The sequence below is a fragment of the Candidatus Eremiobacteraceae bacterium genome (assembly GCA_036511855.1).
Taxonomy (GTDB): domain Bacteria; phylum Vulcanimicrobiota; class Vulcanimicrobiia; order Eremiobacterales; family Eremiobacteraceae; genus JABCYQ01.
In genome coordinates this window covers 1-21551 of sequence record DATCBN010000110.1, presented here as the reverse complement: position 1 = coordinate 21551, position 21551 = coordinate 1, and the positions used below count along the sequence as shown (strand labels likewise).

23 protein-coding genes are annotated in these 21551 nt (G+C 62.2%); 16 read left to right on the top strand and 7 right to left on the bottom strand.

Annotated features, from left to right (window positions below; translation table 11 throughout):
- The 3 genes from VII69_14705 to VII69_14695 form a co-directional block, all read right to left on the bottom strand.
- The coding region (locus tag VII69_14705) for a hypothetical protein (protein ID HEY5096360.1) at nt 1-574 on the bottom strand (574 nt) is incomplete at its 3' end.
- A 168-nt stretch (nt 575-742) separates the two neighbouring features.
- Nucleotides 743-1351 (bottom strand): hypothetical protein, encoded by a 609-nt coding sequence (locus VII69_14700; protein HEY5096359.1) that lies wholly within the window; start codon nt 1349-1351, stop codon nt 743-745.
- 62 nt (nt 1352-1413) lie between these two features.
- Complete coding sequence (locus VII69_14695) at nt 1414-2082, bottom strand: hypothetical protein (protein HEY5096358.1); 669 nt, start codon at nt 2080-2082, stop codon at nt 1414-1416.
- A 115-nt stretch (nt 2083-2197) separates the two neighbouring features.
- On the opposite strand from VII69_14695, the gene VII69_14690 reads away from it, so the two are divergent.
- From VII69_14690 to VII69_14650, 9 genes are all read left to right on the top strand, one after another.
- On the top strand, nt 2198-3178 hold the full coding sequence (locus VII69_14690; GenBank protein ID HEY5096357.1) for an acetamidase/formamidase family protein: 981 nt from the start codon (nt 2198-2200) through the stop codon (nt 3176-3178).
- Nucleotides 3179-3223: 45 nt separating this feature from the next.
- Nucleotides 3224-3781, top strand: a complete 558-nt coding sequence (locus tag VII69_14685) for a hypothetical protein (protein HEY5096356.1) — start codon at nt 3224-3226, stop codon at nt 3779-3781.
- A gap of 2 nt (nt 3782-3783) precedes the next feature.
- Nucleotides 3784-4305 carry an adenine phosphoribosyltransferase gene (locus tag VII69_14680; protein ID HEY5096355.1) on the top strand — a complete coding sequence of 174 codons (522 nt, stop codon included), beginning with the start codon at nt 3784-3786 and terminating at the stop codon, nt 4303-4305.
- Between the two features lie 2 nt (nt 4306-4307).
- Nucleotides 4308-5300, top strand: a complete 993-nt coding sequence (locus tag VII69_14675; protein HEY5096354.1) for a GNAT family N-acetyltransferase — start codon at nt 4308-4310, stop codon at nt 5298-5300.
- A gap of 205 nt (nt 5301-5505) precedes the next feature.
- Nucleotides 5506-6789: a hypothetical protein gene (locus VII69_14670; protein HEY5096353.1), complete on the top strand. Its 1284-nt coding sequence runs from the start codon at nt 5506-5508 to the stop codon at nt 6787-6789.
- Between the two features lie 243 nt (nt 6790-7032).
- Nucleotides 7033-8436: a hypothetical protein gene (locus tag VII69_14665; GenBank protein HEY5096352.1), complete on the top strand. Its 1404-nt coding sequence runs from the start codon at nt 7033-7035 to the stop codon at nt 8434-8436.
- A 74-nt stretch (nt 8437-8510) separates the two neighbouring features.
- Entirely contained in the window at nt 8511-10706 is a 2196-nt protein-coding gene (locus VII69_14660; protein ID HEY5096351.1) for a bifunctional (p)ppGpp synthetase/guanosine-3',5'-bis(diphosphate) 3'-pyrophosphohydrolase, read from the top strand.
- 48 nt (nt 10707-10754) lie between these two features.
- Nucleotides 10755-11204 (top strand): D-aminoacyl-tRNA deacylase, encoded by a 450-nt coding sequence (gene dtd, locus VII69_14655; GenBank protein ID HEY5096350.1) that lies wholly within the window; start codon nt 10755-10757, stop codon nt 11202-11204.
- Nucleotides 11201-12283, top strand: a complete 1083-nt coding sequence (locus VII69_14650) for an alanine racemase (GenBank protein HEY5096349.1) — start codon at nt 11201-11203, stop codon at nt 12281-12283. Before dtd ends, VII69_14650 begins: the two co-directional genes overlap by 4 nt.
- A gap of 3 nt (nt 12284-12286) precedes the next feature.
- Here VII69_14650 and VII69_14645 read toward each other — a convergent pair whose 3' ends face one another.
- From VII69_14645 to VII69_14635, 3 genes are all read right to left on the bottom strand, one after another.
- Nucleotides 12287-12856, bottom strand: coding sequence for a hypothetical protein (locus VII69_14645; protein HEY5096348.1), 570 nt, complete (start codon nt 12854-12856; stop codon nt 12287-12289).
- Nucleotides 12853-13248, bottom strand: a complete 396-nt coding sequence (locus VII69_14640) for a winged helix-turn-helix domain-containing protein (GenBank protein ID HEY5096347.1) — start codon at nt 13246-13248, stop codon at nt 12853-12855. Before VII69_14640 ends, VII69_14645 begins: the two co-directional genes overlap by 4 nt.
- A 110-nt stretch (nt 13249-13358) precedes the next feature.
- Nucleotides 13359-13916 carry a TlpA disulfide reductase family protein gene (locus VII69_14635; GenBank protein ID HEY5096346.1) on the bottom strand — a complete coding sequence of 186 codons (558 nt, stop codon included), beginning with the start codon at nt 13914-13916 and terminating at the stop codon, nt 13359-13361.
- Nucleotides 13917-14051: 135 nt separating this feature from the next.
- Between VII69_14635 and pqqA the strand changes: the two genes are divergently transcribed.
- The 7 genes from pqqA to VII69_14600 all read left to right on the top strand — a co-directional run bounded on the left by pqqA (nt 14052) and on the right by VII69_14600 (nt 19396).
- Complete coding sequence (gene pqqA, locus VII69_14630; protein HEY5096345.1) at nt 14052-14141, top strand: pyrroloquinoline quinone precursor peptide PqqA; 90 nt, start codon at nt 14052-14054, stop codon at nt 14139-14141.
- A gap of 3 nt (nt 14142-14144) precedes the next feature.
- Entirely contained in the window at nt 14145-15068 is a 924-nt protein-coding gene (locus VII69_14625) for an MBL fold metallo-hydrolase (protein HEY5096344.1), read from the top strand.
- Complete coding sequence (gene pqqC / locus VII69_14620) at nt 15055-15744, top strand: pyrroloquinoline-quinone synthase PqqC (GenBank protein ID HEY5096343.1); 690 nt, start codon at nt 15055-15057, stop codon at nt 15742-15744. Before VII69_14625 ends, pqqC begins: the two co-directional genes overlap by 14 nt.
- A complete protein-coding gene (pqqD, locus tag VII69_14615; GenBank protein ID HEY5096342.1) occupies nt 15741-16022 on the top strand; it encodes a pyrroloquinoline quinone biosynthesis peptide chaperone PqqD in 282 nt (93 codons plus the stop codon). The genes pqqC and pqqD overlap by 4 nt, the downstream gene beginning before the upstream one ends.
- Nucleotides 16019-17122: a pyrroloquinoline quinone biosynthesis protein PqqE gene (gene pqqE / locus VII69_14610; protein HEY5096341.1), complete on the top strand. Its 1104-nt coding sequence runs from the start codon at nt 16019-16021 to the stop codon at nt 17120-17122. The genes pqqD and pqqE overlap by 4 nt, the downstream gene beginning before the upstream one ends.
- 173 nt (nt 17123-17295) lie before the next feature.
- Nucleotides 17296-18033 (top strand): alkaline phosphatase family protein, encoded by a 738-nt coding sequence (locus VII69_14605; GenBank protein HEY5096340.1) that lies wholly within the window; start codon nt 17296-17298, stop codon nt 18031-18033.
- 34 nt (nt 18034-18067) lie between these two features.
- Nucleotides 18068-19396, top strand: a complete 1329-nt coding sequence (locus VII69_14600) for an alkaline phosphatase family protein (GenBank protein HEY5096339.1) — start codon at nt 18068-18070, stop codon at nt 19394-19396.
- Nucleotides 19397-19508: 112 nt separating this feature from the next.
- Here the strand turns inward: VII69_14600 and VII69_14595 are convergent.
- Nucleotides 19509-21551 (bottom strand): hypothetical protein (locus VII69_14595; protein HEY5096338.1); only part of this gene is annotated, 2043 nt, incomplete at its 5' end.

Below are 21551 nucleotides of genomic sequence, written 5' to 3'. Positions count from 1 at the left end.
CGAGGTGGTCATCGAGATGCTGCGCCGGCTCGAAGTCCGATAGCCACCGAGCGGCACGATACGCGGCGTTCTGCGCCTCCATGAGCGCGTCCCAGGCAGCGTGGATATTGTCGTCATCAAGAAGAAGCCACATGAGGACTTCAGCGCACTTCGCTCGCACGAATTCTTCGATTTTCCGCCAGTCGTTGGCGAGCGCGCCATCGACCGCCTTTTGCGATCCTGCAACTGTTCGCTTGCATTCGCTGAACGTGTGCTCGATTTCGCGAAGCAACGCGCGCTTGCGACGGGACGAGAACGAGTACGTCGCAAGGCAGCGATAGACTTCGTGTTCCGCACGGATCAGCTGAAGCGCGACGCTCGGGGCATCAGTAGGTATGTCCACCTTACCGATGTTGTCATCGAATGCTTGGAAGTAGTCGGCACCAGTGGACGTGCTTGGTATGCGAGGAATCGTGATGTTCGGATTAGCTCGATGCGAGCCCAACGCATTCGATAATATGCCGCTGGCTGAATGGTTACACCCGCAGATGGCCATGCATAACGGTGCAGCGCTTAGAAAAATGAATTTATTCATGTTGCGTTACCCCAAGGCCAATTGCGCTTGTGTTGCGCTCGGCAACCCATACGCGAAATCGATTCGGGCGTGAAGTCGAAAGCCCAACACCCTCTTCAACCACCTATTCCGAGTCTGCGAAAATCCACGTATCACCACACTTTATGTCGCACATTAGTATGCGTTTTCTCATGTGTCCGGGCTTGCAGCTAGATACCGCACGCCGCTGCGCGACAAGACGTCCGCGAATCCGAGACTCGCCATGAGACATTGATTGGCCACGACTCCGCTGATGTTATCGTCGCCGCCGGGATGGGCGCGCCGGAAGGCGGCCCTGCCGTCGGCTATGGCGCCGCCGATATCTTCGATCGACATGAAACCGCCGCTGCTGTCCGCCTCTAGACCGCCGCCGTCGCCGCCGCCATGATCGACCAGATCGAGCCAGACATCGGCACGAGCAAACGCAGGGTCGCCGGCTTTTGCCTCGAGCGCGCGCCGGACGAACGCCGCAAGCGTTGCTCGGTCGGACATGTCTTCAGGCCTCGTGACGCGCACGACATGCTGCGAGCCGGACTGGATGACCGACGACTCGGTGCGCAGATCGCCTAAACCGAACGGCGACCGCGGCAACGCCGTGGTGTCTTCGGCGACCACTTTCAGCAGGGGATTCCGTGCAGTGGTCTTGATGAAATCGGTGACGTTGCGCGCCTGTTCGGCGTCCAAATTGTTGTCGCCGTCTCGATAGACGCCGAACACCACCGGTTTACTCGCCGCCGGCGCAAGCGGGGTGACATCCATGCTGATACCTCCAACGCGTAGTCGCACAAGCGGTATCCCGCGTTGGAGAAGTAGGGTAAAGATTACATGCGCGGTTTTGGGCGGTACGACATCATCATCAGGCCGCGAGGATGTCCCCACCCGCCGACGTACGCCGGAATCCAGCCCGACCGCATTCCAAGAATCTCCATTTGCGCGCGCGTGTAGGAGAAATATTCGCGGCCATCGGTCCAGGCCGGCCGGTGCGTCGCGGGCGGCGCTTCAACGAATGCCGCAAAAAAAACACAGTCGCCGGTGATGCGCGCCCGGAGGTTTTGCAGGCATAGGCCGATCGATTTCGGATCTAGGTGTGCGAAGAGCGATTCGGCGAAAACGAAATCGGGCGCATTGTCGCAACATTCAAATGCGAACCGGTCGGTGAGGATGAAGAGCGGCCGCTTCGCAGCGAAAAGCGTTTGCCCAAGCTCACGCGTGATCCCATCGCGCATAAGACCGAGATTTTTTTCGATCCCGCAATAACGTCCGGTCTCGAGGTAGCGGATGAGATGGATGCCGGTGCTTAAATTTCCGGAGCCGACCTGGACCAGGTTGTGGCTCCGGCGCAGTCCGTTCGTGACGAGGAAATCGAGTGGCCGATTGCCGGCTTCCCGACAGTGTCCGTCGCCGTGAGCGCGGTGGCCGCGCAGCGAAAGTATTTTCGCGAGGGAATGGAGGCCTTGTTTGTCTTTCGCGACAGTCTCTATACCTAACAACTTCCCGAACTTTCAACCGTGCGACATGCATAGCGTAGCGCATTGAGATTACTCGTACGTGAATGATTCGTGGCCGGTAATAGGTGCTCTCCGCGGCCGCGCGAAGACCAATCACATGAGCGATATGAAGACACCGCCGGCGCCGCGCACGTTTCACATCCGCCGCGATCAATTTCATTTGGCGTGGGACAACAGCATCGCGCCGCTCGCGACTATACGATCGGGTGGGACCGTCAGCTTCGATTTACTCGACGCGTCGTGCGGGCAGATCACGGCGGACAGCACGGTCGACGCGATCCGCGCGCTGGATTTCTCTCGCGTCGACCAAGTCAACGGTCCGGTTTTCGTCGAAGGTGCGAAACCGGGCGATGCCCTCGAAATAGAATTCTTGGAATTGATGCCGGCAGACTGGGGCTGGACGGCGGTCATCCCCGGGTTCGGATTGCTGGCCGATGAATTCACGGAGCCGGCGCTCAAGATCTGGCGCCTCGACGGCGGATTCGAAAGTTGGGCTGAGTTCGGCGCGGGAATCCGCATCCCGCTGGCGCCGTTTTGCGGCGAGATCGGCATTGCACCGGGCGCGCCTGGAGCGCTTTCCACTATTCCACCGTACCGGCACGGCGGCAACATGGACACCAAGCATCTGACGATCGGGTCGCGCTTATTCTTGCCGGTCGAAACCGACGGCGCGCTTTTTTCCATCGGCGATGGTCACGCCGCGCAAGGCGACGGCGAAGTGTGCGGCACGGCTATCGAGACGCCGATGCGCGCCACCGTCCGGCTGACGGTCCGCAAAGACCTGAGCGTGAACGCGCCGCAATTCCTCACTTCCGGACCACTGACGGCCCGGAGCAACACGGCGGCGTACTTCGCGACCGACGGCATCGGTCCGGATCTCATGGCGGCGGCGCGCGATGCGGTCAGGCACATGATCGAGCATCTCGAACACACCCACGGCCTGTCGCCGACCGATGCGTACATGTTGTGCAGCGTCGCCGTCGATCTGAAGATCTGCGAAATCGTCGATGTGCCGAATTGGCTCGTGGGCGCATTTCTGCCGCAGAGCATCTTCGCGCCGCAGCGACACTCGATCTGATCAAAGGGCCCGGGAGGCACGCGCGACGGGGACGAATCAAAGCGCATGCAAAGCCCGCTTGAAACGCGCTGGCGGTCCGGCGCGGTCTGGTTCTATTGGACGGCCTTGCTCGCGATCGCAGCCACGGTCTTGCGATCGTCGGGGCAGTCCTGGGCGTCGCTGCTCGGATTGGGCGTCCTGCAGTCGCCGTACGCGGCTCGATTCGCCGGCGGTGAGAAGATCGCAGTGTTGGTGGCCGCGGTCATCGTGCTTTTCGCGTTTGGGTGGTTCGCCGGCGTAGGCAAGACGTGGGCGTTCGTCGCCGGCATGTTGGCCTATGCGGCCGACGGCGTGCTGCTTGCCACGAGCGCGCAGTGGTTTGCGGTCGGCGTGCACGCCGTCATCTTGATCTTCATGTACGGCGGATTGGCCGCAGCGGGCATGGCGATCGAGAACGACCGGCTTGCGCGCGATCTGGTGATCCGCGCGGCGCTCGCAAAAGACCGGGCCGCACGGCCGGCGATGCGTGAAGCGCCGGTCAAACCGGAGTCGAGCGATCCGCTCGCTGCGCCGCAGGCATTTCGACCGGGCACAAGTCCTTCGCCGCCGGCCGACGAGGAATAATCGTGGACCAATCCGCGCTGCAATCACTCATCCGATCGATTCCGGATTTTCCCATTCCCGGGATTCTTTTCCGCGACGTCACACCGCTTCTCAAAGACGCCGACGGTTTTCGCGCCGCGATCGATCTGATGGCCGGCCCGTACAAGGACGCGCGCGTCGACTACGTCGTGGCGATCGAAGCGCGCGGATACATCTTGGGCGCACCAATCGCGTACGAGCTCGGCGCCGGATTCATACCGGTTCGCAAACCCGGCAAATTGCCATTCGATAAGATCAACGTGGACTACGAGCTCGAATACGGCAACAACACGCTTGAGATGCATGCCGATGCGGTGGCCAACGGCGAACGCGTGCTGGTCGTCGACGATCTGCTCGCGACCGGCGGCACCGCAGCCGCGACCGGCCAATTGCTGCGCAAGTTCGGCGCGCACGTGGTCGGCTTCGCGTTTCTGATCGAATTGACCGGACTCAACGGCCGCGCGAAGCTGCCCGGCTACGACATCCGCTCGTTCATAACGTACTGACGGTGGACCGCGATCTCGGCGTGCGGCGTGCGGTCGCGATGGATGTGGCCGATTGGGAGGCGATCGACCGGAAAACGCCGGGGCCGACGTTTTTCGCTCGTCCGGCATGGGCGGCCGCGCTTGCCGAGTCGTACCCGCGTTTTTCAGCGGCTCCGGTCTGGTGCGAATTCGCCGACGGCAGCCGGATCTTCGTGCCGATGGTCACGTCGCGAAGCCGTCTTGGATGGCGCGAATTCGCCGCGATGCCCCTCGATTCATATACGGCCGCATTTGAGAGCGACGGCAGGCTTGCCGACGCCGCGCGCGCCGGCGCCACATTCGCGTATCTTCTGGCCAACATGGGGCACCGGTGTGAGTTGACTCCATGGCCACCGGCCTACGCAGGGATCGCGATTCCGGGCGCTCCGGGGATTGAGCGCGAGACGTCGCTTATCGACGTGAGCGACGGTGCCGAAGCCGCGCTTTCGCGCATGGACGGCAACGCGCGCCGCATGGCGAATCAATCCGAACGGCGCGGCGTGACCTGTGTTCGCGAGGCCGCAAGCAGGGAGATCATCGACGAGTACTACGCGATGTTGTGCACGACCGCAGCAGCATGGGAGCGCGGCGCGCCTTCATTCCCCAAACGGTTGCTCGAGGCGATCGTCGCCCGCGGTGACGGCGATGTGGAAATATGGTTCGCCCGCTTCGAAGGCAAACCGATCGCAGGCGGGGTCGTCGTGTTCGGTGCGCAGGAGCTGATGTTTTGGAGCGCCGCGATGTTGAGCGAGTTCGGGACCCTGCGACCGAGCAACGCGCTGAACGTGGCGCTCATCCGCGCGGCGGCAGCGCGCGGCTTGCGTTGGTATAATCTCGGGTCGAGCGAAGGTCTCGCCGGAGTGAAAAGATTCAAAGAAGGTCTTGGTGCTTTCGGCACGTCCTATACGAAATTCGTCCGAATTTCACCGGGATACGCGATGTATTGCAATATGCGGAAACGATTGGTTGCGCGATAAGGGACGAGATTCTACATCGCATTTTCATCCCGGAGTAGGGCGCAATACCCACCTGCTTGCCTGGCAGGTCATACTAGCTAACTACGAAAAAACCCGGCCCATGATCGTCTTTGCAGTCGGTCGTCGTATAGTATTTTTTGCGGCGGCGCTCTCGGTTCTTTGCATGACATCCGTTCTCGTAGGTTGCGGCCACGGAAATCCTGCGATGCCTGCAATCGTGCCGCCGTACTACGGACCCGTCGGAGGACCGGTCGGCGACGTGGGGCCACTGAGCCCGGACATCGAGGATACGACGGACGGGTTTCACGCGATCCAGATCTTCGACGACATTCACGGCAACTTCATCTCCGTCGATGAGGCGACCAAGAATGGAGACCGGTACGGCGCCGTCTGGGGCAGCAGGCAGAACACCGTCATCCCATGGCAAACCAACAATCCCGACAATCGCCCTTTGTTCTACACGCCGTTCAACACGGACGTGCCCGGCGCCATGGGTCATCCGCTCTCCTGGTGGCAACTGAATCATCCGGACTGGATACTCTACGAATGTGATAAGAAGACCGTGGCATACATCCCCGGTCTTTCTGAAGTGCCGCTCGACTTTTCCAACCCAGCGGTAGCCGCGTATCAGTCGGCGCTGATCGGCGCGTATACGGAACTCAACGGCTACAACGGCATCGCGGCCGACATCGTCGACCTCACCAATAACACCGGGCAATCGAGATCGGACAAGGGCGGCTGCGGAGTTTGGAGCACGCCGATCAAGTGGCAGCAGAAATTCTCGGGCTCACTCAAAGATCCCCAATGGAGCGCCGCGGTGGTTTTTTGGGCCACGACGCTACAGCGGCTGCTGCACGAATTTCCGAAACGGCTCGCGCTCGCCGTCAACACGCCGCCGGGCGCGTATGCCGCGCCCGTGAACGGCAAAGGCGGCGATCCAACGATGCGTGCTCTATTCGACCACGTCGACGTCGAGTTCGATGAGGCCGGGTTCGCTATCTGGGGGAACTACGCCGAGAACACGCCGTTCGTTAACCTCGTCGGGTGGATGGAGTACGTGCAGTCGGCAGGCAAAGCGTTCTTCGTCGCCGACGATTGGAACCAGCAAGGCGGCGAGCCGTCCGTGCATCAAGTGGACTATTCACTGGCCACGTACATGATGGGCAAGGAACAGGCGTCCGCGCTTTATATCGGCAAGAACCAGATGTACGGGAAAGAAAATTATTATCATCAATACACCGCCAAGATCGGAACGGCATGCTCCCCGATGTACGGAGGCCCGAACGACAAGCACTTCAACGGCGATAAGATCTATCTGCGAAAGTTCACCGGCGCGTTGGCGATCGTCAACGTGAGTCCGAACACGCCGTATAAGATAACGCTTCCGAAGCCGTCGTACACGAACATCGAAGGCGGCACGATCCACAGTCCGTTGACCGTCGCTCCGAACACCGGTTACGTGTTGCTCACTACGAACGGGTGCGTCTGACTGAAGATCCGCCTTCGCGACGCCGGGGTGTCCCAACTCACAATCCCGCCACGCGCGGTCCAGCCAATTTTGGTTTTGACCCGCGTCACCGAGCCGGTGTCGAACCCGGCGTCTGATACGCCGATATATTGAATAGGGAAGCGGCGTAGACTCCAGATGCGTCGCAGGTTTTTGCGGTCGCGCGCTCTTGCGCGCGTTGGATGACCCGATTTAATTTTCTGGTCAGTGAGCGGTCAACAAACCATGACTCGTTTCAAAATGGCTGCGGCCGTGCTTGCGGCTGCGTCACTCGTCTGTCTAGCAGCGTGCGGAGGGCACGCCGGCGGGTCGGACCTTTCCATTCTCCCGCAGCTCCCGATCAGCGCGCTCCAAACCCGGCCCGGGCCCGCGCCGATGCAGACATTCGCGCCCAACGCCTTCCTGGCGAACACGTCTGAAGGCATCCACGCATTGCAGGTCTTCGACCAGGCGCACGGCTACACGATCACGTCCGCCGAGAGCGTTGCCGACGGCGGCCGTTACGCATCCGTCTGGGGCGTTCGCAGCCCGCACATGGCCTCGTCTTGGCACACGAACAACGAGCGGTTGAATGCGCTGATCTACACTCCGTACGATACCGATGCGACCGGCAGCGGTCTCGACCGCCCGAGGTCGTGGTGGCTTGCCAACCATCCGGACTGGATCTTGTACGAATGCGATAGAACGACGATCGCCTACGTGAGAGGACTGCGCGGCGTCCCGCTCGACATCTCCAACCAAGCGGTCTGGCAGTATCAAGTCGCGCTCTTAGGTTCGTACGCTGAAGCAAACTCGTTTGACGGATTGGCGGCCGATATCGTCTCGTTGAAGAACAACACCGGCGACGCTGAGTTCGGGCACGGCGGATGCGGCGTCTGGATCGATGCGCATACCACGTGGGTGGCGAAATTCTCGGGCTCGGCGGCGGATCCGCTGTGGGCGGCGGCCACGCAAAAATGGGTCGCAGGCGTGCACCAAGCGTTGCACGATAGCGCCGAATTTCCGCGCACCCTCGCGCTTGCCGTCAACACGAACGTCGACTCGTACGTGCCGCCGGGTAAATTTCCGGGCGGCGAGCCGGGCGAGCAGGCCATCGTCAACAACGCGGACATCATCATGAACGAAGCGGGATTCGCGATGTGGGGCAAGTTTGTCGGCGATCGCGGATTCAACAATGCGTTCGGCTGGATGGAATACGCGCAATCCATCGGCAAAGCGATGTTGATCACCGACGATTGGGATCATCAATCGCAAGCGCCGACGATCGCGCAGCTCGACTATTCCATCGCCACCTATCTCATGGGCAAAGAGCAAGCCGCGGCGCTCTACGTCGGCCAAAACGGCATGTATGGAAAAGAGAACTACTATCCCGAGTATGACGCGAAGATCGGGCAGGCGTGTGCGGCCATGTACGGCGGTCCGGACGATCCGTGGTATCGCGGCGAAAACATCTACTTCCGGAAATACTCGGGCGGCATGGCCATCGTCAACGTCAACGACAGCCTGCCGTATTCGGTGGTTCTCCCGAAAAAGTCGTATCGCGATATTGAGGGTCGCACGATAACGAGTCCGCTCACACTACAGCCGAATTCCGGCGTCGTGCTGATGACCTCGGACGGGTGCAAGTAGTCGGCCGAGGGCGCTGAGAGGCTGCAATGGGCGAGGGGTTTTCCGTGTAGTCGAATAATAAGAACCCGAACACCGTGGCTTCAAAATTTTCGCACCTTCTCGAGAAGGTAAGGACGTACCACCCAGGCCTCGACGCCGCGTGGCTCGAGGGCGTGTACACCTTTGCGAAATCGGCCCACGACGGGCAGACGCGCGCCAGCGGCGAGACCTTCATCTCCCACCCGCTTGAGGTGGCCTCCATCCTCGCCGACCTTGAGATGGACCCGGCATCGATCGCCGCGAGCCTGCTGCACGACGTGGTCGAAGATACGACCATCCCGCTCGAAGAGGTCGAACGCCGCTTCGGGCCTGAGATCGCCGGCCTGGTCGACGGGCTCACAAAACTCACCAAGATTCCCTATCAATCGAAAGAGGACATCCAGGTCGAGAACCTGCGCAAGATGTTCCTCTCCATGGCAAAAGACATCCGCGTCATCATCATCAAGCTGGCCGACCGTCTCCACAACATGCGCACCCTACAGAGCCTTCCGCCGGCGAAGCAGCGGAATATCGCGCAGGAAACGATGGAGATCTACGCGCCGCTCGCGCACCGGCTCGGCATCTACAAGATAAAGTGGGACCTGGAAGATCTCTCGTTGCGCTACATGGATCCCGCCGGCTACCGAGACATCGCCGACAAAGTGCAGAAGCGGCGCAACGAGCGCGAGCAGCTCGTCGAAAGCGTCATCGCGCAAGTCGGTGAGCGCTTCGCGGCCATGGGCATCGAAGCCGATATCAACGGCCGCCCCAAGCATTTCTTCTCCATCTATCAAAAACTCCAGCGCGGCAAAGAGTTCGCGGAGATCTTCGATCTCATCGCGGTGCGCATCGTGGTCGATTCGGTCAAGGATTGCTACGGCGCGGTCGGCGTCGTCCACAGCATCTGGACGCCGTTGCCGGGTCGGTTCAAAGACTACATCGCCATGCCGAAGACAAACGGCTACCAGTCCATCCACACCACGGTCATCGGACCCGGCGGAGACCCGCTCGAGATACAGATCCGCACGCGCGCCATGCACCGGACCTCGGAGTACGGCATCGCCGCGCACTGGCGATACAAGGAAGGCGGCCGCGAGGACGACCTCGATCAAAAGCTCGCGTGGCTGCGCTCGCTTCTCGAGTGGCAAGAAGACATGCGCGACAGCCGCGAGTTCATGGAGCACTTGAAGCTCAACCTCTTCGACAATCAAGTGTTCGTCTTCACGCCCAAAGGCGACGTCATGGGCCTTTCCGTGGAAGCCACGCCGCTCGATTTCGCCTACCACGTGCATACGTCGGTCGGCCACCATTGCGTCGGGGCGAAGGTCAACGGCAAGATCGTGCCCTTGGACTATACGCTTCGCACGGGCGACATCTGCGAAGTGCTGGTCAATAAAGGGAGCAGTGGGCCTTCGCTCGACTGGCTCACGACGTGCAAGACGTCCAGCGCCAAGCACAAGATCAAACAATGGTTCCGCAAGAACCGGCGCGACGAGCATATGTCGCTCGGCCGCGACGCGCTCGAGCGGGAGATCTCGCGTCAACAGCTCGGTGTGGTCGCGACTGCGCAATTCCTCAGCGCGCTCGCAACGCGGCTGAACCATGCGACCGTCGACGATCTCATGGCCGCCATCGGTTTCGGCGATGTCTCGCTGCAATCGATCATCGGCAAGCTGCGCGAGGAAGCGCGCCGTCAAAACGTCATCTCACTCGACGGCCGTTTGAAAGCGGCCTCGACCGCCGGTGCGACCACCGGACGAAAGCCGGGTATCCGGCGAGGATCATCCGGCATCAGCGTTCTCGGCGCCGGCGACGTGCTCGTCCGCTTCGCGAAATGCTGCATGCCGGTGCCCGGCGATCCCATCTTGGGCTTCATATCGCAAGGCAAGGGCGTCTCCGTGCACCGGGTGGATTGTCCGAACGTCGCCCAGATCACGGCGCAGCCCGAGCGCCTTATCGACGTGTCGTGGGATGCGGCGCCGAAGGACTCGCATCTGGTCGATGTCGAGGTGGAGGCGCTCGACCGGCCGGGATTGCTCCAGGAGATCATGGCCGTGCTGTCCGAGCAGAAGACCAACGCGACATCGGTGACCGCGCGCGTCAAACGGGACCATACCGCAACGATTTCGTGCAGCCTCGAGATCCGCGACCTAAGCCACCTGAGCCGCATTCTCACCAAAGTCTCCAACGTCCGCGACGTGCGCAACGCCTATCGCGTGACCAAACGCGAAGCGCGCGCGAGCACGCAGTGACGGCCGCGCAACCCCGCGCGCCCGGACGCGGCTAAAGCGAAGTCTGTCGTGCGAGCCGTCGTCCAGCGCGTGTCGACCGCTTCGGTGCGCGTCGGCGACCGGATCGTCGGCGAGATCGGCGCCGGATTGGTCGCGCTGATCGGCGTCGCCCGCGATGATGAAACGCGCGATGCCGAGGCGATCGCCTCGAAGATCATGGGCTTGCGCGTGTTCGATGACGGCGCGGGCGTGATGAACGTGGACGTGGCCGGCGCCGGCGGCGCCGTGCTCGCGGTGTCGCAATTCACGCTGTATGGCGACGCACGCAGAGGCCGCAGGCCATCGTTTGTCGCCGCCGCTCCGGGCGATCAAGCGCGGCCGCTTTTCGATCACGTCGTGGAGCGGTTGCGCAGCGCCGGCGTGCGAGCGCAAACCGGTGAGTTTGGCGCCGAGATGCACCTGATGCTCACGAACGACGGCCCCGTCACCATCCTGCTCGATTCGAGAAAGATTTTTTGAAACAGCCGTCGATACGGCTGGACGAGGACGCGATCGAGCACAACGCGCGCGTGTGGCAGTCGGTGCTCGCTCCGCGGCTCCTCTGGCCGGTGGTGAAGTCCGACGCGTATCGTGCCGGGGCGGTGCCGGTCGCCCGCGCGTGCGTGAAGGCCGGCGCGCCGTGTCTGGTCATCGTCGATGTCGACGAAGCGGCGCCGCTTCGCGCGGCGTCGATACGCGTTCCGTTGATCCACGCGATGGCCACGCCGATCGAAGCGCTTCCGTTCGCCGCGCGCATGGGCATCGTGCCGAGCGTTGAGGACGAGGACGGCGCGAGGCACATAGCGGCCATGGCCCAATGGAAGGGCGGCGTTGTCCGGGCGCACGTGGCGGTGGACACGGGGACCGGCTGGAGCGGTGTGCCCGCTTGGCGCGCGGGCGCCTTCGCGGCAGCCGTGCGCGGTCATCGCGGCATCGATTGGGCCGGCGCATGGACGCACATCGCATCGGAAGATTCTCTCCACGACCAGTCCGTGGCGTTCGCCAGCGCCGTGGACGCTATGCGCAGCGAAGGCATGCCCCTTCGCACCGTGCATCTCGCGTCGACCGGACCCGTCGTTTGGGGCGCCGGCGGTGACGCTGCGCGCATCGGCATCGGCCTCTTCGGCGCGGCGTTTGGCGATCCGGCGTTGACTGCGAGGCTGCGCACGGCGGTCGAGGTGTTCGCGTCTGTGGTCGGCGTCAAGCGCTTCACAACGCCGACGCCGCTCGGCTATGGGGGCCTCGAGTCGGCACAAGCCGGCGACGCCATCGCCACGCTGCGGATCGGTTACGCGGATGGGATGCCGCGCGTGCCGCCCGGCGCTGGTTCCATCATCGTGTGCGGCGCCCGCTGCCCCATCGTGGGGGCCATCGGCATGAATTTCAGCATGGTGCGGCTTGCGCCTAGAGTACGCGATCGCGTGGTTCCGGGAGACGAGGGCACGATACTTGGAGATATTGACGGCGTGCGTCTCGACGAAGTGGCGCAAGCAGCCGGCGTGCTGCCGCACCAACTCATCACCGCGTTCGGCACCGCGCTGCGCCGCGAGCCGGCGTAGCGTCTACGCCCTTGCGGCCGACGCACGGGAATCGCGCAGCCGCCGAAAATCGGCGTGCTTGGCCAAATGTCCTTCGCGGCTGCTCCAAACTTGAATGCCGTCGAGGTCGACGTCATCGGAAGCGGCGAGCGACACATCCACCGCGGCGATCAAAGCCGAGCGATCATCCCAATAGTAGTAGCCGCAAAGGCGGTCCCGGACGCTATCGGTCGGCGAGATGACATACAATGTCTCGCCGTCTCGCCTCACCGTCTTGTAGCCGACGTAGTCGCCGCCGATTCCAAGCGGGCCTTTCGGAAACTCGATCGCGAACGGGCTGCCGTTTCGATGCCGGAATGTTCTCTGCAGATCGAGGTCGTAGCCAAGGCCGCTCATCGTCGCGACCAAGAGAGCCTCCGTCTTCCTGCCGGCGGCGAATTGCGCGATGAAGTCGGCGTCGAACGATTGGTATGCCGCGGCTGAGTAAAACGTGGCGGCGCTTCCGCCGACGAGAACCACCTTCAATCCGCGCGCATCCAATCCGGTGCAGACGGCGAAGACGACATCTTCGAGGCTCGATGATGCGTCGATCATCGCTTACGCGCTGCCAGCGCACGCGCGAGATCGGCCTGCTCGCGACTTTCGGGACTTAGCGGTTTGCCGCGGCGGCGCGGCCGAGCCCTGATCGAACCGACGGCCGCGTCATATTCCGGAGACGACTCGGCGAGTCTCAACAGGAGCGCTCTCAGTTCTCCGCTGAACGGCGTGGACGGATTGAGCGATATGCGGCGTTCCATTCCAAAGCGCCGGGTGGCGACCAACCGCTCGCGCTCTAGCCGGTCGACGGCCATTCCGACAACCGACGGCGACGTATTCAAGGTCCGGGCAAGTTGGCTCGGGTACGTCTCGCCGAGCAAAGCGGTCAGTACGAGAATCTTCGTACGTAAAGCCGATCCGAATATCGCCGGACTAAGCACAAGGTCCATGATGGATCGATTATATCTCAGTTAGCCTACGATATACTACTGTCCGGTATATAATAGACCACTAAGTAGTGTTATATTCCCTCTGTGCGGGACGAATCGGATTCGGCTAGTTAAAGAGGCTGTCCGGCCTGCGCCGCGAGACCATCGAGGCGTTCGAGGGTGACCGGCCCGGCGATGTCGGCGCGAACGATGCCTTTTGCGTCGACCACAATCGTCACCGGCATGGCGCGGGCGCCGAGAACGTCCTTCGTCGAGTCGCCGTCGTCGATCAAATAGGGAAACGTCAGATCGAACTCCCGGCGGTAGGCTTCGATTTTCGGCGCCGATTCAGCCCGGTCGATCGCCATGATCTCGACGCCGCGCGCCGAAGCGTTTTTCGAAAAACGAGCGTACGCGGGCGATTCGGCGCGGCACGGCGGGCACCAGGTGGCGAACACATTGACGACCGTCACCTTGCCCATCGTCGGAACGTAGTGCGACGGGGTACCGTCGGGCGACACCAAATCGAGCGCTGGGAACGGCTTCCCGATGGCGATGTGAACGCTGGTTTGGCCCACCACGCGAAGGCGCCAGGCCGCAGCGAGCCGGCCGCGATGCGTGTAGCCGAATAGAGCCGCCGCGACGACGACGAGCAACACTGCGATAAGCGCGACGGAGCGCCTTCCCATTGGCATCGTCCAATGTTTGCCGCAGGCTCGAGCACTCCTGGACTGAAATCGCCGCGCGGCAGTCTCCGATGAGGGGAACAGAGCGCTCGCGCGACGTATTCGCCTGCTCTGCCGCATCTATAGGAGTGCCCGACCATGAAGCAGCGCTGGGAAAAACCGGCATTCGAGTACGTGCCGCTCGGTGCGGAGGTCACGGCCTACCTCGGAACCTCGACTTCGATCTAGATATTGATCGTCCGCGTCCTCGGCACTGCCGCGGGCGGCGGCGTACCGCAGTGGAATTGCCACTGCGCGAATTGCGAAGCGGCGCGCGCGGGCCGGGCGCCCGCGCGCATGCAGGCGTCGATAGCCGTGTCAAGCGACGGTCTCGCATGGGTGCTCGTCAATGCCACCACCGATGTGCGCCGGCAATTGGAATTGTTGCCTGCTCGGCATCGCGGTCATATGCGCGCGACGCCCGTGAGCGCGATCCTCTTGACCGACGCGAACATCGATCATACCGCCGGGTTGCTCGAATTCCGACAGGCGCAGACCTTGCGGATATTCTCCAGTACAATCGTGCGCGACGCGCTCGCCGGTGGAAACTCGATGTTCGTTCCTCTCGAGACCGGCGGACGGACGTGGAGTGTGTTCGACCCGGGCGCAGTCCAGGCCGACGTGCCGATCTCCGTAACAGGTTTGCGGGTGACCGCCATCGAGGTTCCCGGGCTCATGCCCTCGTACGCAGGCGCGGAAGAGCTTCCGGGCTCCGCGACCGCATACTGCTTTGAGAGCCGCAACGGAAAGCATAGCGCCCGTCTGCTCTATGCGCCGGTGACGTTGCGCATGAACGAAGCGCTCCTCGCGGCCGCGGATTCGTGCGACGTCATTTTTCTCGACGGCTCTTTTTGGAGCGATGATGAGCTCGCATCGCTCGGGCTCGGCACGCGCAGCGCTCGCGATATGGGGCACGCTCCGATCGGCGGCCGCGACGGCTGGCTGCACGAAATGGCGGGGCACGCAGCCGCCGCGGGGCCTCATCGATATTGCACCCACATCAACAACTCGAATCCGGTGCTCGATCCGCGGTCGGCGGCTGCGCAGGCTCTGCGCGACGCGGCGTTTTCGATTCCCAGCGAAGGCGCGGAGATCGTGCTCGATGGAACCCGCTGACGCGTTCGTCGCCCGGCTGCGCGAAGTGGGCGCGCAGCACTATCACGACCGCCATCCGTTTCATCGCGCGATGCATGCCGGCCAGCTGTCGCGGGCCCAACTGCACAGTTGGATCTACAACCGCTACTACTACCAGAAATGCATTCCCATAAAAGACGCCGCCATTCTCGCCAATCTTCCCGACCGCGCGAGGCGAAGGGTCTGGGTGCAGCGGATACTCGATCACGACGGGACAACCGACGGCGCCGGCGGCGGCATCGAGATGTGGCTCACGTTAGCGCGAGCCGCCGGATTGCGCGACGATGCGGTGGTCTCCGAGCGCTTTGTCAATCCCGGTGCGCGGTTCGCCGTCGACGCGTACGTGAATTTCGCTCGAACGAGTCCGTGGCTGCCAGCGGTGGCATCGTCGCTGACCGAACTTTTCGCGCCGGAGTTGATGGCGGCGCGAATCGTCGCGATCGGTGAGAAGTATCCGTGGATCGATCCGGCCGGCCTCGACTATTTCCGCGCACGCCTGCTCCTTGCTCCGCGCGATTCGGCGTACGCGCTCGCGTGGGTCACGGAATCCGCCACCTCAAGCGAGCTGCAGGATGCGTGCGTCTCGGCACTGCGGTTCAAATGCGACGTGCTCTGGTCACTTCTCGACGCGGTCGAGCGCGGAGCAGCCGGCCAGTGAAGCCCATCGACCCCTCGTCGGTTCCCCGGCTGCTGCCGGGCGTGCGACTGCGAACGCTCGCCGGCGGTGAGACAATGCTGCTCGTGCCCGAGGGCGCCGTCAAGCTCTCGGCCACAAGCGCCGCCGTGGTCGAATCGATCGACGGAAAACGAGACATCGCCGGCATCGTCGCGCGCATGAACGAACGGTTCGACGCGGCCGGCGCCGACCTCGCAGCCGACGTATCGAGTCTGCTCGAGGAGTTCGCGCAGCGTGTGTGGATCGGATTCGATTCATGAATGCGCGGGTGGCCCATCCGCTATCCCTCTTGGCCGAGATCACGTACCGCTGCAACCTGCAATGCGCATATTGCTACAATCCGCTCGACCTGTCATCGTATCGCGATGAGATGCGCACGGACGAGTGGCTGCGGGTCATCGGTGAAGCCGCGGCCCTTGGAATCGTGCAGATCCATTTCTCGGGCGGCGAACCGACCCTGCGGGCCGATGACCTGGTGGCTATGGTGGCCGCGGCGCGGGTGCACGGCCTCTATTCGAACCTCATCACACAAGGCACATTCCTCTCGGACGCTCTCTTAGACCGGCTTGTCGAATCCGGTCTCGACCATGCGCAGATCAGCGTGCAATCCGCCGATGCCGGAGCCGGCGACCTCATCGCCGGCGCGACCGTCCACGCGGCGAAATTCGATGCGCTCGCACGAGCGGCTGCTCGCGGTGACCTCGCCGTCACGCTGAACTGCGTCTTGCATCGCGCCAATATCGACGATGCCGAGGGAATCATCGCGCTGGCCGAACGTCTTGGGATCAGGCGGCTGGAATTGGCCAACGCGCAGATGTATGGATGGGCGCATCGTAACCGCGCGACCGTGCTTGCGTCGCGCGAACAGGTTGCGCGAACCGACGCGCTCGTCGCGCGAGCTCAGGAGCGCCTGCGCGGCAAGCTCGACATCGTCTACGTGCGCGCCGACTACTACGACGCGTTTCCCAAACCGTGCATGAACGGCTGGGGCCGCCAATTCATGACGGTCGCGCCGAACGGCCGCGCGTTGCCGTGTCCTGCGGCGGCGGCAATCTCTTCGCTGAGATTCGAAAACGTGCGCGAAGGCACGCTCGAGGAGATATGGTACCGGTCGGCGGCCTTTTCAGCATATCGCGGCACGGCTTGGATGACCGAGCCTTGCCGCAGCTGCGAGCGCCGGGATGTTGATTTCGGCGGATGCCGCTGCCAGGCGTTCTTGCTGGCCGGCGACGCCGCGCTGACCGACCCAGCCTGCTCGTTGTCCCCGCACCGCGATCTCGTTGACGCGATCATCGACCATGCGGGCATTTCGACCCGGGTCTCGGTCGCCCGGAATGCGCGCAACGAACCTCCCGCGTAAGACGGCTCGCTTCGTTCGCCCACTTTCGGTAAGCGCTCGGCGGCGCTTCCAAAGTCATGTACGCATCTGCCAAAATTAATCATTGTGACATAGGCGACCGCAAAACGCGGATTGAATGAGCGAGCATTATCTTTGACAAGCGCCATTTTTCTATCACGCGGAGAGCGAACGACGTGTTAAGAATTATACGATCCGCATTTGCATTGTGCGCGGTCGCCGCGATCGCTTCCGGATGCGGAGCGGGGCACGCGATCGGCGCGGCCCCGGGCCGGCCGGGCTTGCAGGCGCGCCGCAGACCGCTCTCGCTGCCAACATACGTCATCGTCATGGTGCAAGAGAACCGGTCGGTCGACAACCTCTTTCAAACGCAGCCAGGCGTCGACACGCAAAACTTCGGGATCGATTCGCAGCATCAGCGCGTGCAGCTCACGCAGATCGCTCTGGGAGCGTCGTGGGATTGCAATCATTCGCACACGGCGTTCGTCAGCGAAGTGACGGAAGGGTTCGACCAGGTCAATTGCGGGAAGAACGCGCCCCGCGACATCGCATTTTCGTATGTCAACCCATCGGATATCACGCAGTATACCGAGCTTGCGACGCAATACGCATTCGCCGACCACGTGCTGCAGAGCAACGAGGGGCCAACTTTTCCCGCGCACTTGTGTCTGATCGCGGCGACCTCGGTGACGACAGGCTCGCACTGGAACATATCGGAGAACGATGGACGTCATACAAACGTCGCGCAAGATAATGGGCATCCTGTCGGGTGTAACTCACCCGTGGGCAGGTCGGACACAACCATGACGATCTGTTCAGCATGTTCAATTTCAGCGGCACGGCAAGGAAATTCACACGGATTCCCACCGGGAACGTCACGATCAAAAGCCTCATCCACCGCGCTCCGGATCTGACGCCGATCGACTCGCAGTAGCCGGAGCCTTTGACATGAAAATTGTTATCATCGCATTCTGTGCATACGCTCTCATCGCGCTCGCGGGCGGATGCGGTGCGCGCGATGTTGCTGCGCCGATCCCGAGCGGCGCAGCCTTACACGCGAAGCGCCAGGCGCCGACGCTGCCGCTCTATACGATCGTCATGATCCAGGAGAACCGCACGGTCGACAACCTTTTCCAGACACAACCGGGCGTCGATACGCAGAACTACGGATACGATTCGCACCACAACCGCGTGATGCTGGCGGAGACCGATCTAGGTGGGCGATATTCGTGCAGTCACTCCCACGGGGCGTTCGTCAAAGCGGCCACGCAAGGTTTCGATCTCGAGTACTGCGGGCTAGCGCCGCCGGATGAGCCGTTCTCGTACGTGAATCCGGCGGATATCCAGCCGTATACCGCGCTTGCTTCGCAATATGCGTTTGCCGATGAAGTCCTTCAGAGCAATGAAGGTCCGAGCTTTCCCGCACACATCTACTTGATCGCGGCGACATCCGGGACCCCCGGCTCGCATTGGAACATCGCGGACGAAGATAAGCAATACATGCCGGCCGGATGCAACGCTCCGCCGTCCCAGAAAGCGCCGACCATCGACATGAGGAGCGCATTTCCCGGCATCGAGGGCAATCCGATCTTTCCGTGCATCGATCCGCTGACGATCTTCAACGAACTCGACAGCGCGCACATTTCGTGGAAATACTACACGCCGAGCACCAATTTTATCTGGACCGCACCCTACGCGATCCGGTCACTATACGATAACGATAAGGCGAACATCATCGTACCGGAAAAAACCATTCTGTCGGATATCGAAAACCTCCGGCTGGCGCGAGTAAGCTATGTGATCCCGAGCTATGGGAACTCGGATCATCCGGGCTTCGGCAACAAAGGCGGCCCCGCATGGGTCGCATCGGTTGTGAATGCTCTCGGCGAGTCTCCGTATTGGAATAAGTGTGCGGTGATCGTGGTCTGGGACGATTGGGGCGGCTGGTACGATCACGTATCGTATAGGCACCCGACCGGGACTCCGGACGACCCGTATGAATACGGCTTTCGCGTCCCCCTGTTGGCGATAGGCCCTTACGCCAAATCGAATTTCGTCGACCACACTCCGCGCGACTTCGCCGCGATTCCGCACTTCATCGAGGACGTCTACGGCTTGTCATCGCTTGGACAACTAGATTCGAAGACGGACGATCTGTTCACACTTTTCAATTTTGGAAGCGAGCCCAGGAGATTCACGCCGATTCCCACTGGGAACGTGACGATCAAGAGCCTTCTGAGCCAGCCCCCCGACACAAGGCCAGTCGACTCCGAATAGATCGCGGCCCACGTAGGAGGGTGAGCAACGCTCACCCCACGCAGCTTATGTAGGAGGGCAAGCATCGCTTGCCCATGGGTGAGCGCTGCTCACCCTCCTACAGAGGTTACGGCTACCGGTCCGGGGACCAGTTGGCGGGATTCGGACTCGTGTGGCCGATGCTCGTAGCGTGAAACGCTCCCGCGCGGTCGATGGAGCCGTAGACGGTCACCGCATGGCCGACCGGCAAAATGCCGAGGTGCTGCGCGGCGCGCGCAAGCGTGAGGTCGATTTTCGCGTTCCGTCCGTCGCGCAGCCGCAACGTCAATGTGCTGGCCGCCACACCGACGATCGTCCCCGTGATCCGATGTTCGCCTGGCGCGAGTGCTCCGCCCGGACCGGCTGGCGGCGCGATGTCGGTCCCTCCGAGGCCGAACATCGAGACCGTGTTGGTAGCCGGAACGTAGACGTTGCCGTTGGCGACGAGCGGCGTCACGAAGCCGTTTTGCTGCGGGTTTCCCCAGCTGCCTGCGGCGCCGCTGAAGAGCAGCTTCGAAACGTCGGTCGCATCGTAGGCTTCGAGAACCAGCGGATTACTCGCTCGGTTTACGAGCCACACGATACCGGTACCCGGCATTTGTCCATCGGACGATACCACCGGCGTGGATCCGCCGTAGCCGGAAAAACTCGATCCGGTGGACGACAATTGCAATTGCGGCACACCGCTTGAGTTTTGAACGACGGCGAAAGACAGCAGTCGTGCGCCGCCCGCTTGATAGTACACGAACTGGCCCGTCGGACCGCTGTAGTAGGTCGGGCCGCCCCATACGCCGCCACCTGTGTTCGGTATGGTCTGTAAAGCGCCCGCGTCGTTGGACGTCTCCTTGCCGAGGTTGTGGCGGTTGAGCACGAAGATCGTGGACGCCTTGCCTTGAGCGATGGCGATCTGTCTCACCGCCGCCTGTTGCGGCGGCAGCAGCATCACCCCGCCCGAGCCGAAGTCGACATCGCCGTTGTTGAGATCGGACCAGTCATCCGGTGTGAAATAGTCCGAAGGCTGCGATAGGTCGAGCGGCAGCCGGATCACGCTCTCGCCGAAATTCTTGCCGCCATTTTCCGCGTCGAACGAACCGTTGCCGGTGATGGCATACAGGTTCCCGCCCTCATCGATCGCGGGCGCGAAGCCCGTCATCCAAACACTGCTCAAGAGATACGAATCCGTGTCTTCCGTGGTGGCGAACTTTCCGATTCGCTGGAGCGAGGCATTGTACCGCAATACCCAGCCGACGATATTGCCGGGGTTGTTGTCGCAATGCGAACCGATTCCCAGATAGATCGACTGATTCGCGAAAGCCATGCTCGCGCGGTTCATCTGGTTGTGCGGATCGAACGATCGCGTGGATCCGTTGCTCAGCGTCACCGTCGCTTTGATCTCGACGGGGCTGACGACGTCTTGCAGCGTGCCGATGTCCAGCGCGTGCAGCTTGGTGTGGAAATTGAACGCTGTCGGTTCGACGCCCGCGACGACGTAGATCCGGCCCTTTGCGCGATCGATGACGGGCGTGGACGTGATGCCGTACTCGGGCCTGATGTCTTGGCAGCCCACGTCGTTCGACGATTGCGACTGGCCCAAGCTGACCTGCTTGATCAGATCGCCGCTATCGGCATTGAATTCGTAGATCGAGTCGTGCTCGGTGGCCACGATCAGCACGTTTTGCGTGCCGCTGGGCAGCGGATATTGTGAAAGGTAGAGCGGCTGCGCAAGGACGTTGCCGTCCACGGTCAAGGTCTTCAAAAGTCCGAATGTCGACGGCGAAACGTTAGTCGTATTAAGGATGGATTCGTTGGGATTCCAGCCCGTTCGAAGCTTGTCGTTGTGATACGTCGCTTCGTCGAGCGAAGGCGCCGCCGAGACCCGTGCGAACGGGGCCAGCGTGGCGGCGCGAAATCCCACGCCCCCACCGGCAGAAAAAGTCGACGCCGTAGTGAATTCGACGTCGATTCGCTGCGGGACCCGCGCGCGGTAGACCAGCGTATAAACGCCGTCGCGAGCGGAGCGCAAACCGGTCAGCGAGGCGTCCGCGTACGTGCGGCCGTCGAGATGGACCGTCAGTGCTCCACGCGCGGCCGACGAAGTCACGTAGAGGCGCAGCACGCGGGTCGCGGAATCGGCGGG